The 10996-nt window shown below is 56.7% G+C and carries 10 protein-coding genes; 5 read left to right on the top strand and 5 right to left on the bottom strand.

Annotation, left to right across the window (positions count from 1 at the left end):
- Positions 1–154: 154 nt before the first annotated feature.
- The 4 genes from PH562_RS27430 (at position 155) to PH562_RS27415 (ending at position 4270) form a co-directional block, all read left to right on the top strand.
- A complete protein-coding gene (locus PH562_RS27430) occupies positions 155–877 on the top strand; it encodes an HlyD family secretion protein (RefSeq protein ID WP_350223789.1) in 723 nt (240 codons plus the stop codon).
- Positions 874–2457, top strand: a complete 1584-nt coding sequence (locus PH562_RS27425) for a DHA2 family efflux MFS transporter permease subunit (protein WP_285176858.1) — start codon at positions 874–876, stop codon at positions 2455–2457. Before PH562_RS27430 ends, PH562_RS27425 begins: the two co-directional genes overlap by 4 nt.
- A 522-nt stretch (positions 2458–2979) precedes the next feature.
- On the top strand, positions 2980–3471 hold the full coding sequence (locus tag PH562_RS27420) for an HIT family protein (RefSeq protein WP_285176857.1): 492 nt from the start codon (positions 2980–2982) through the stop codon (positions 3469–3471).
- 628 nt (positions 3472–4099) lie between these two features.
- The gene (locus PH562_RS27415; RefSeq protein WP_173004651.1) at positions 4100–4270 is read left to right on the top strand and encodes a hypothetical protein; all 171 of its coding nucleotides are present in this window, start codon (positions 4100–4102) and stop codon (positions 4268–4270) included.
- Between the two features lie 188 nt (positions 4271–4458).
- Here the strand turns inward: PH562_RS27415 and repC are convergent, their stop codons facing one another.
- From repC to PH562_RS27390, 5 genes are all read right to left on the bottom strand, one after another.
- Positions 4459–5682: a plasmid replication protein RepC gene (repC, locus tag PH562_RS27410; RefSeq protein ID WP_285176854.1), complete on the bottom strand. Its 1224-nt coding sequence runs from the start codon at positions 5680–5682 to the stop codon at positions 4459–4461.
- A gap of 187 nt (positions 5683–5869) precedes the next feature.
- Entirely contained in the window at positions 5870–6904 is a 1035-nt protein-coding gene (gene repB / locus PH562_RS27405; protein ID WP_285176853.1) for a plasmid partitioning protein RepB, read from the bottom strand.
- Positions 6901–8124: a plasmid partitioning protein RepA gene (repA, locus tag PH562_RS27400; protein ID WP_113232272.1), complete on the bottom strand. Its 1224-nt coding sequence runs from the start codon at positions 8122–8124 to the stop codon at positions 6901–6903. Before repA ends, repB begins: the two co-directional genes overlap by 4 nt.
- A 609-nt stretch (positions 8125–8733) precedes the next feature.
- A complete protein-coding gene (locus PH562_RS27395) occupies positions 8734–8973 on the bottom strand; it encodes a hypothetical protein (RefSeq protein WP_285176852.1) in 240 nt (79 codons plus the stop codon).
- 25 nt (positions 8974–8998) lie between these two features.
- A complete protein-coding gene (locus tag PH562_RS27390; protein ID WP_285176851.1) occupies positions 8999–9904 on the bottom strand; it encodes a LysR family transcriptional regulator in 906 nt (301 codons plus the stop codon).
- Positions 9905–9994: 90 nt separating this feature from the next.
- Between PH562_RS27390 and PH562_RS27385 the strand changes: the two genes are divergently transcribed.
- The gene (locus tag PH562_RS27385) at positions 9995–10966 is read left to right on the top strand and encodes a nitrilase family protein (protein ID WP_285176849.1); all 972 of its coding nucleotides are present in this window, start codon (positions 9995–9997) and stop codon (positions 10964–10966) included.
- The last annotated feature ends 30 nt before the right edge of the window (positions 10967–10996 follow it).

The raw sequence follows: 10996 nt of genomic DNA, 5'->3' as shown, positions 1-10996 counted from the left end.
TGGAAAGCTCCGGGCCTACGCGCGCTGACCCCATGCAACCATAGGGAGGGGTTCCTTTTGGGAGCCGATAAGGGGTCCCGTTACGACGCCGATTGACACCGCAAACGCCAACATCCAGAATACAGAGGCGCAGAAGCGGGTTCAGGAAGCGAATGTGGAAGAGGCCAAGGCTCAGGTCGCGCAGGCCCAAGCCAATCTCGTCTTCGCCCAGCAGCAAAACGACCGCTATCAGGGGCTGGTAAAGAGCGGCTCCGGCACTCTCCAGGAAGCGCAGCAATATACCTCGCAATTGCACCAGCAACAGGCTGCACTGAACACCGATCAAGCCTCGCTGACCGCTGCGCAGCGTCAGCTCGATGCCTATGACTTCCAGATTGCCAACGTTCAGGCCACTCTCAAGCAAGATCAAGCCCAGCTCGACCAGGCCAAGCTCAATTTTTCCTACACGACGATGACAGCAGCTCAGCCCGGTCGAGTAGTGCAGCTGTCGGCCGGCGACGGCGAATATGTGCAGACGGGCACGAATCTGGCGATGTTCGTGCCGGACAAGCTCTGGGTCACGGCCAACTTCAAGGAAACCCAGCTCGATCATATGCGCCCGGGCCAGCCGGTAACGCTGACTATCGACGCTTATGGCGGCCGCACGATCTATGGCCATGTCGCGAGCGTGCAGCCGGGATCGGGAACGGCATTCTCATTGCTTCCGGCAGAAAATGCCACCGGCAACTATGTAAAGATCGTCCAGCGCGTTCCCGTGAAGATCGAGCTTGATGACGTGCCGAGCGATGTCGCATTGGGCCCGGGCATGTCCGTCGTCCCGACGGTCCGCACCGACGCCAGCCCCTCCTTATGGGAAAGCTTGAGGAACGTGTTGTGAGCACGAACGCTGTCGTCAGATCGGTGACAAACCCCTGGATCATTGCGATCGTCGTCGCGCTTGCCAGCTTCATGGAAGTGCTTGACACAACCATCGCCAACGTCGCCCTGAATTATATTTCCGGCGGCCTCGGCGTCAGCCAGGACGAAGCGTCCTGGGTCGTCACCACCTACCTCGTTTCCAACGCCGTGATCGTGACGGCCACAAGCTATCTCGTGCGTCTTCTCGGGCGCCGTACTTTCTTTCTCAGCTGCCTTGCGCTCTTCACCATCAGCTCCGTCATGTGCGGCTTTGCGCCCAATCTGCAATTCCTGCTGCTCGCCCGGATCCTGCAGGGCATCGGTGGCGGCGGCATGGTGCCGGTTGCGCAATCCATTCTGGCCGACAGCTTTCCACCTGAGAAACGAGGGCAGGGCTTTGCCCTGTTCGGCGTCGCCGTCGTCGTTGCTCCTGTGGTCGGGCCGACATTGGGCGGGTGGCTTTCGGATAATTTCTCATGGCACTGGTGCTTTCTGATCAACGGCCCCGTCGGCATCCTGACGCTTGCCGCCGTTGCCATGCTGATCAAGGAACCGGCAGGAGCAGCGCAAGAGCGCGCACAGAAGCGCAGCCACGAGCCCGGCTTCGATTGGATCGGCTTTGGACTCGTCGCCACCTTTCTTGGAATGCTGGAGCTGATGCTCGACCGAGGCTTGGAAGACGATTGGTTCGGCTCCAGCTTCATCGTTGCGGCAGCCGTGATCTGCGCGCTTGCCTCCCTGCTGATGATCCCCTGGGAACTGAAGCACAAGAATCCGGCCGTCGATATCAGGATGCTGGTCAGCCGCCAGTTCGGCACCTGCTTTCTGGTGATGATGGCGACGGGCGCGCTGCTGCTCGCCACGACGCAGTATCTGCCGCAGCTGGTTCAGCAGAATCTCGGCTACACCGCAACCTGGGCGGGGCTGATGCTGTCTCCCGGCGGTGTGGTCACCATGGTGATGATGTTCGTGGTCGGCTTCCTATCATCGAAAGTACAGCCGAAATATCTGATCGCGATCGGTGCCGGCTTCGTCGCTCTATCGATGTATCAGGTGACCAGCGTCTACAGCGCCGTGGGCTTCTGGTATCTCGCCGAGGCCCGCATGTTGCAGGGGATTGGCCTGCCATTCATCTTCCTGCCGATCACCTCGGCTTCCTATGACGGGATTCCTGCCAGCAAGACCGACCAGGCGTCCGCGCTGCTGAACGCCGCTCGCAATACCGGCGGATCAATTGGCGTGTCGCTCATATCGAACGTCATCACCCATCGCGAACAATTCCATCAAAGCCGCCTGGTCGAACATATCATCCCGTCGAACGGCGCCTATCAAGATACCTACGGCCAATTAAGCAACTATTTCATGGCGCAAGGAAGCTCGCTTCCGACTTCACACCAACAGGCGCTTGCCTGGATCAATCAGCAGGTACAGAGCCAGGCTTCGTTTCTCTCTTATGTCGATGCTTTCTGGGTCCTGACGCTGATCTCGCTCGCCGCCATCCCTCTCGCCCTGACGCTGCGCAACGTAACGCTCGGCAAGAAGGCATCCATGGGACATTGACGGACTGACATCGCCGGTCGGAGCTTTCGATACAATGGAAGTTCCGACCCTGAAGGAAGCGCGCGTCCTACGGCAATCCATCCCGCGCTTGCGATGTTCGGATAGAACCTCGCAGACTAAAAACCCTGACAACTGTCAGGCTTTTCGCCTGCGTTTGTGGGAGGGATAGCACGACGTATATTGCCTCTCTGCCAGTCACCGGACGACACAAATCTTCGCAGAGCTCCTCAGCGACATCCGTTACTTGGAAAACCCTGACAGCTGTCAGGGTTTCGCGGCGAACACCGAAAGCAGGCCAGGCTGGCTCCCCTTCCCGATTGGGAAGATCGTCCCATCTTATCCGCAAAGATCGTCACTTGTGGATATCGCCATTGCCGCTGCCTTGCACCCTAAGAACCTCCGACATGTCCGGCGAATTATACGCGGCTTTCATCGCAGCAACGGTAGCCTTCATCCTGATTATTTTCGCATGGCAGGATGTGTAGGTAGCCGACGAATAATAGCTAGCATCAAGGAGAGAAAATGACGACTGCTTCACAGTTTCTCATCGCCGAGAGCGACGAATGGCTTGTGAGCCATCGAGCAAATTCGGCCCTCCCCGGCTATCTCATCATTTCGTCCAAAAGATCCGCCAATGATCTCTTCGATTTACCCGATGGCGCCCTCCGCGAGATCGGTCCATTGCTGGCACTATCTCAAGCAATCTTGAAACAGGAGTTGGGCGCTCCACGTGTTTATCTCGGTCGATATGGTCATATTTCCGGACCTGCCTTTCACTTCCATATCATCCCCATTTACGAATGGGTGGAGAAACTGTTCTGGCAAGATGCCCGGTATCGGATTCTCGAACAATTTGCCGAAGGGGAAGGGGAGACGGACGGTGCGGAACTGACCCTGTTCGTCTGGCGGGAATTCTGCGAACGCCGGCAGCCGCCTCCGATCGAAGGACCGAGCGTACCCGAGACCGTTGAGCTCTTGCGCAAGGCGATGCATTCCCGTCTGCAGCCCATTTGACCGAGCTTGTTGACCGACAATTCTCTTGACTAATCGGTCCGCGTAGCGTGCTATATTGCATGAAACAGACAAAATGCTTTGCTTTTCATGCCCAACTTCGGCGCTGTCTAAATATCGAATATTTCAAGGAAAATTTTTGATTGTGAAGCTATATTGGTATTAGCTTCCACCAGCCGTACAGTGTTGCTGGAGCTTTCGAGCCGGGGGAAAGGCAGCGTTCCGCAAGAGGCGATCTTGCCTTTAGGAACAGGGTGAAGCATCCTCCGGATGAGCGTTTTGATCAGCTTTTCGGATGAGTTTCCCGCCAAGATTTGCCATCACAAGGTATCCCGAGCCAATAAGATCTCCAGGGAGCTTGCGATCGCTCGTAACTACGACCCCTGACTGATGGGTAATGGCGAGAATAGCGCAACAAATGTGCTCGGCTGAGCCGCGCCTGGTCTATCTAGCTCAAGGCCAAGGCTAGCTGCTCTCGCATTTCCCGCGAACGGGCTCTTCAAATGGCAACGATCTCCGAAACGCATTACAAAATTGTAAGGGTGCTATTCATTTTCGGTTAAGTCTCAATCGGTCATCAAAGTCATGCGTAAACACGCAGCATCAACCCCCAATGCTTACGAGGTTTAACATGAAAAGCCTGCTTCTTTCTTCCGTTATCGCCCTTGCTTCGGTTGTCGCCGTCAGCGCTCCCTCTCAGGCAGCTCCCTTCCATCGTCACCATCACGATTGCTTTGTGAAGACCGTGAAGCACAAGGTTCATGGCCACTGGGTCATCCGTAAGGAACGCGTCTGCCGTTAATCCAACGCGCAGGTCACGCCGCCGACAATGTTCGACGGTCAATGGACGGCCATAGCTGAAAGATTGGCTTTGGCCGTATCATTTTATGGAAACAGCATGTCTTGCTGTCTGTTCGTTCGGTAGCGCCTGAGGCTTATTCCAACCGTGTATTCCAGATCGGCGATATCCTGAAAACCAAGGCAATCCCATCATGAAACCCTTAATATGACATCGCTGTCTCCGCCATTCGCTCGAAGTAATGCCATAAGCGCGGGCCCGAGTGAAAATTCACCGCGTTTCGCCTTGGATGTAAGATCTCGCAGATAAGCACCAGCCGAATTGATATGTCCTGATCGCTCGAGAATACAAGCCATCGTCGCGGCAGCGTTTTCCGGCCCCATTATCTCGCAAGCATGCTGATAGGCTGAAGGACTGACGCCCAGCATTGATCGTACGACGACAGCCGCAGACATCAGGTCCCGCCAATTGTTGATAATGCGCGTCGGCCCATAGGAACTTATTTCCGGACATGCCTTCAACACGAGAGCTAACGGGAAGATCTGCATGGGTTCTTTCTGCGACCCACCTCTTTCCGTGGATTTCGTTTCCGGCTTTGTTCGAAAGCTTGGTTCAAGTTCATTAAGGGATTCGGGATTCGAACTCTGTATGTGCTGCTCATTATGGGCATCATTGGTGCTACAATTTTCAATTTTTTGCTGGGTTTCCAGAAGGTTGATGATCTCGCCACGAAGAAGTTTCATCTCTTCGAGAACGGAGATGATGTCGGACATTGTTGGGGAACGAGGAATGCGTGCCACAAGGGCGTCATAGCTGTCTTCGATCAGCGCCCACTTGCCCCCGATGCCTTCCGTGACTGCCGCCGTAATCAATTTGCGGACGTCGCGCCGGCAGATTGTCAGGCTTTCTTTGGCACGGCGGAATGCGATCCGCTCTGCTACGACCTGCTGAGCCATGATTGCAAGCTCTTCAGCACGCAGCAGCAGCGGTGAGACATCGAAGCCGAATGCATGCTCGATCTCGCCGGTCCTGCCTTTTCTCGCGTAGCGCTTGCCGTTAGCGCTATCCTTTCTGACGATCAGGCCAGCCTCGACAAGAAGCGCAAGATGCCTGCGAAGTGTAGCGCCTGCAATGCCGTGAGCACGCAAGGTCAGCTGCGCATTGGACGGAAAGACAACGAGCTGCGCGTCCGGCCGGAGTTCATTTTCGGGATAGAAGCTCAACAGAGCGTCAAGCACAGCAAGGCTACGATCCTGCAATCCGAGCTTTTGCCGTGCTTCGGATGCATCGCGAAAGACCTTCCATTTATCGACCGACTTGTTGGACTCCATCCTGGTCACGGCGATCTGTTGCCGAAGCAGGGCAAGCGTCATCGGCCGCCGCCCAAAAGGCGTCGTTACACTTCCATTCTGCATTTTCCTCACCTTCAAGAGGCAAAAGAAATACGATCACCAAAAACGGTGCCAAAGACTCTTGACTGTGATTCGGGGAAATGCGATTCTTCAGTTGCTACATTGAAGAGAAGGCTTCCACGACGGCAACGTTTGGGGGCCTTTTTTCTTTTGCTAGGTTTCCTTTCCAATCAGAAAACCCTGACAGCTGTCAGGGGTTGCGTTTGTTTCTGGAACGAGTGAAGCGCTCGACAAGATCGGGCAGCTCTTCCTCGATAAATCTTACGAATTCCGTACCCAGTTTGCCCTCGGCAGAGATCCGAACCTCCCGAGGCGACGTCATAAACACACCCAGCCTGGTTCCTGATGTATCGGAAATCGCGATCTGGGTGTTGCGCGCTTCAGGCGGAGGCTTGATTGCCTTCAACGCCACCTGAAAGCGTTGGTCAGAAGTTTCATTGGCCTCATTCGCGTCTGAGAGAGCGGCGCGCACCACTTTAAGAGCATTGGGCGCGGCGGATATTGTCTTCGCTAGGTCCAGCCAACGCGGCCGACCGACCTTCGGAGCCCTGCCGATCGCTTCAATGATATCCGCCGGAATCGTGCGGTAGACGCTCCGCATTCTCGCGAGCTCCGCATCTTCGATAGAAAGAGCCGCATAGATGTGGCGTGCCTTGATGCCCGCATCGTCCATGCGCGAGGCAAACAAGGCCCGTTCAATCCATGTCAGATCTTGACGGCCCGCATTTTCAATACCCTGAGCCAGAACCAGATCGAGATCGGATATCTCGACCTCTATGGCACGGACGGTACGGCCGAGCTCCAGAGCGGCCCGCCATCTGCGATGGCCATAGACAACCTGATACCGATCGCTTGAAGAAGGGTGCCGTCGAACCTGGATCGGAACCTTCTGGCCTTCCTCCTCGATGGAGCGCTTGAATCTCTCGAAATCATGGGGATCGTCGTCGGGCAGGCGATCCGGATAGGGCGACGCATCGATCACATGCGGATCGAGATCCTGAATCCAGCCTTCGCCGGATTCGACAATGGCGCGCAGCCGATCGCGCTCGGCGCGTATGTCGCCGATTGCGCGATGTGCGGCGCCGATCACGCCAGCACCGACGCGTCCTGACTGCGCAGGGGAGGGAGTGGGGGGCGCCGGGTCTGGTTTGTTTTCGCTGCTTTCCAATTCGGCTGATAGCAGGCCGAAACTGGCGACGATGGATTTTCTCGGGCTTTTGCTCATCCACGCCCCCAACTTGTATTGATGAGATGAACGATGGCTTCGTTGACGGCGTCTACCGCCTCGCGGGCGCGCTTGTGTGTGTCTCGGCCGATCTGCCCCATTTCAAGTTCGTAGAGGGAGCGCTTGGCAAGCCCGGCAGCCTCGACCGCGGTGCTCTCAATTGCCGTCGGCAAGAGGACATCAGTGCCGAAGAGATGGCGCAGCATCGCAACGACTTGCGATTGCGGCGCATCGTTCGGGTCGTGGCGCGTGATCAGATAGCGGATGAAATCCTGATCGAGCTGCGCGCCGCTTTCGTCGAGCACGCTGATAAGGTCGCCCATCATGAGCAGGAACTGGCTCATCGATGCCACATCGAGCATGGCCGGATGCACCGTGATGATCATGCTTGTAGCGGCGTAGATGGCGCTAAGGGTCAGAAATCCGAGCGACGGCGGCGTGTCGAGGATGACGATGTCGTAATCCTCTTCGACCTCGGCAAGCGCCAGCTTGAGGCGCTCGAAAAAGATGGCGCCGGAGCCGGATCTTTGGGCAAGAACGCGTGGCGTCTCGTGCTCATACTCCATGACCTCCAGGTTGCCCGGAACGAGATCAATGCCGTCAAAATAGGTTTTACGGATGATTTCGCGGATCGAGCGCCTCTCGGTCGCGTCGTATCTGAGCGCCGCATAAATGGTTTCGTTGGCGCCGACATCGATTTCCGGCTGAGCGCCGAACATGGCCGAAAGCGAGGCCTGCGGATCGAGATCGAGTGCGAGCACGCGATAGCCATGCAGCGCAAGATAATGTGCGAGGTGAACGCAAGTAGTCGTCTTGGCGCTGCCACCCTTGAAGTTGGCGATCGCCATCACCTGCAGATGTTCCCCCGGTCGCCGGCGAGGCAGGAAGCGAAGGGCTTCCGCTGGCTTCTGCTTGGCAAACAGCTCGCGCAATTCGTTGATCTGGGCAAGCGTGTAGACGCGATGGTTGTTTTCCAATCGGCTGGGAACTGGGCCGCGGCCTTCGCTCGACATCAGCTTCAGGGTCGAATCCGGGATCGAAGTCAGCTTGGACACTTCGTTGGTCAGGAACTGGCGCAGCATCTTCTCGGATTTCGGCGGATACATGCGCGTTCTGAGCTGCTGGAGCTGACCAGACAGCACCGTTGCATGGCGCGCAATTTTGCTGGCTGCATTTTCCTTTGAAGGAGCTAAAGTCTCCGTGCGGTTCGCTATCGCCATTTGTCCCTCTTGGCGGCCTGTCGCCGGTTTGCCGACCTTTGCCCGCCAGAAGATAGAACACGATTCTGTCAGGCCGTCCAGAGATTAACGGTTAATGACCGGTTAACGTGTGACAGCCAAGACTCTGTCCTTCGCCACTTAATAAGCTGCTTTTCCTATATTTTCTGCAGTAAGTCGCCGAAGATGGCCGCAGCGATGACTCACACCTTTTGATAGCAAGTGCGATTACCATCGATCGCCCGACGCCTATCCGGCTAAGATTAGCGACGATCGTCGCGATGAGAATCACTATATCGGTCCGGGTGAGTCGACCCACTACGGGGGATCTCCCGCGAAATCTCAAGCCTTCCTTCTCGGCCGATGCAGGTGAAACGCATGGTGAAGAATCGCGTGGTTCGGCATCAGGGAAGCTCCGGCGCAGCAGTCTCTCTTTCTGGACCAACGGTTTCTCCCAACGGTTTCCCTGGCTATCAGATGGTTTCGACATCGCCTTAGTCGACGTATCGCGGAAATATCCGTTGTGGACGAATCATCACCATCCCTTGCCGAAAGGCGGGTCGGCTCTAGTTTGCGAATCATTAATGATTTGCGAGGGTTAGTGATTTTGAGTTATGATTGGAGCGGCGTCAGGACACGACGCATCAAAGCGATCAAGATGGCAGTTTCGGTGATGATTGCCGTGGCAATTCTCGGCACCCCAACAATGCTTTGGCTGCACGGTTCGTTTTGACCATCAAGTGGCTTGGATCGTCCGCCGATAGCGTCGGGCAGGTTCATTTTTAGTGCCTTTCGGACAATGGGGTTGGAATGCATAACCCCATTGCCGGCGATGAGAGCGATCGCTTGCATCGCAGAACGCCGATGCGTCAGGCCTTTATCTCGATTGCCACTCGGCCTGCGAGCGGTCGAATTCCAGATTCTTCGATACATGATCGATGAAGCGGGCCAGCAGGGGGCTCGCATGTTTGCGGTGCCAGCAGATTCCAACCGGCCATCTTGATTCTGGTCCTGAGAGAGACTGCTTGTGGCTGGATCCTGCCAATGCCTGCACGCCACGCCACGGCAGGAATGCGGCGCCGAGGCCGGCAGAAACGATAGCATGCACCGTCAGTATATCGTCGGCATATTGAACGATGCGAGGCTCGAAATCGGCAAACGAACACCAGCGTCTAATCTGATCATCCAGTCCCGGTCCGCGCGAGGGCGAAAGTGCCACAAAGCCGAGTTCATTCAGCTCCGTCAGCCGATCCTGGGTCGGCATTGCCATCCCACTCGGGAGTACAAGGGCCAGATGCTCTTCGAGCACGGGCATGAACGCCAGACCGCTATCGTCTTCCGGCGCCCGGCAGAAGCCGATATCAAGCCGGCCGTCGAGCAGGCGCTGATGCTGTTCCCGCGATGGCAGGTCGTTGAGCGTGATGCTGCAATCCGGCGTCGCCGCACGAAAGCCGGCAATCAGCTGCGGCGCGACGACGAGGGTCGATATTCCAAACCCGATATCGAGGTATCCGGTAAGGCCGGCCATCGCGCGATGCATCTTCCGGTCGACATCGTCGTTCAATTGAAGAAGCGGGCGTGCTTCGCGCTGCAGGAGCTCTCCTAGCGGCGTCAGCTTCGCACCATGACGACCACGTTCGAACAAGGCTCCGCCCATTGCGACTTCCAAAGCTTGAATCTGCTTGGTCAGGGTCGATTGGGTGACGAACAGTTTTGCCGAAGCCTTGCCGTAGTGGCCGGTGTCGATCAATTGAACGAAGGATCGGAGGAGCTTTATTTCCATTCTATCCAGGAATAGTTTCAATCGATAAAGTCATTTTACGAAAGAGAAGTCGCATGGTCAAATTGCTTCATGGCGAAAGGAGCAATCGACATGGCGCTCAAAATTTCATCCGTGCAGTTTCAGCATCGGGCCAATGACAAGGCCTACAATCTCTCGCGTATAGAGCATTTCACGGAAGAAGCCGTTCAGGCTGATAATCAGCTCGTCGTCTTTCCCGAAATGTGCATCTGCGGATATTGGCATGTTCCCAAGCTCGATGGTCCCGCGCTGCAGGCGCTGGCGGAGCCGCTCTCGGGGCCTTCGATCAATCGGGTCGTCGCCCTGGCGCGGGGGAAGGGCATCGCGATCGGTGCCGGTTTCCTAGAGTTGGGTGAAAACGGAAAGCTCTATAACAGTTACGCGGTCTGCATGCCGGATGGGAGCGTCCATTGTCATCGCAAACTGCATGCCTGGGAGCATCGCCTCATCTCCAGCGGCGATGCCTTCACGGTCTTCGATACACCTTGGGGAATTCGTGCTGGCATCCTGATCTGCTGGGACAATAACCTGGTCGAGAATGCGCGCGCCACCGCATTGCTCGGCGCCGAATTGCTGATCGCGCCGCATCAGGCCGGCGGCGGGCATTCGGTTAGTCCGCACGGGCTGAAGCGAATACCGGTCGAAAAATGGATCAATCGCCACGAAGATCCAGAGGCGATCGAGGCCGAATTTCGAGGTCCGAACGGCCGGGAGTGGTTCATGCGCTGGCTGCCGTCGCGCGCCCATGACAACGGAATGTTCCTCGTCTTCAGCAATGGTGTCGGCCAGGATGAAGACGAGGTGCGCACCGGTAATGCCATGATCCTCGATCCCTATGGTCGGATCCTGGCCGAAACCTGGGCGGCCGCCGATGCGAGGGTGAGCGCTGAAATCGACCTGGCCTTGCTCGACAAGTGTACCGGCCAGCGCTGGATAAGAGGCCGCCGCCCCGAACTCTATGGTATCCTGACACAACCCAACGCCAACGGCCTCGCGCCCATGGACGCGCGTTACTCGGAAGCGTCTACCCGCACCAGCGGGTAGGGCAGATTCCATGTGACTTCCTGGCCGCGG

Origin of the sequence: Rhizobium centroccidentale, assembly GCF_030182565.1 — a bacterium.
In the GTDB taxonomy this organism is placed as follows: domain Bacteria; phylum Pseudomonadota; class Alphaproteobacteria; order Rhizobiales; family Rhizobiaceae; genus Rhizobium.
This window is presented reverse-complemented; position numbering and strand designations above follow the sequence as displayed.

What these genes read in the sequence shown, in the direction of transcription:
- PH562_RS27385 (WP_285176849.1), top strand. Translation starts at nt 9,995, where the DNA reads ATGGCGCTCAAAATTTCATCCGTGCAGTTTCAGCATCGGGCCAATGAC.
- PH562_RS27390 (WP_285176851.1), bottom strand. Translation starts at nt 9,904, where the DNA reads ATGGAAATAAAGCTCCTCCGATCCTTCGTTCAATTGATCGACACCGGC.
- PH562_RS27420 (WP_285176857.1), top strand. Translation starts at nt 2,980, where the DNA reads ATGACGACTGCTTCACAGTTTCTCATCGCCGAGAGCGACGAATGGCTT.
- PH562_RS27415 (WP_173004651.1), top strand. Translation starts at nt 4,100, where the DNA reads ATGAAAAGCCTGCTTCTTTCTTCCGTTATCGCCCTTGCTTCGGTTGTC.
- repA (WP_113232272.1), bottom strand. Translation starts at nt 8,124, where the DNA reads ATGGCGATAGCGAACCGCACGGAGACTTTAGCTCCTTCAAAGGAAAAT.
- repC (WP_285176854.1), bottom strand. Translation starts at nt 5,682, where the DNA reads ATGCAGAATGGAAGTGTAACGACGCCTTTTGGGCGGCGGCCGATGACG.
- repB (WP_285176853.1), bottom strand. Translation starts at nt 6,904, where the DNA reads ATGAGCAAAAGCCCGAGAAAATCCATCGTCGCCAGTTTCGGCCTGCTA.
- PH562_RS27395 (WP_285176852.1), bottom strand. Translation starts at nt 8,973, where the DNA reads ATGCAAGCGATCGCTCTCATCGCCGGCAATGGGGTTATGCATTCCAAC.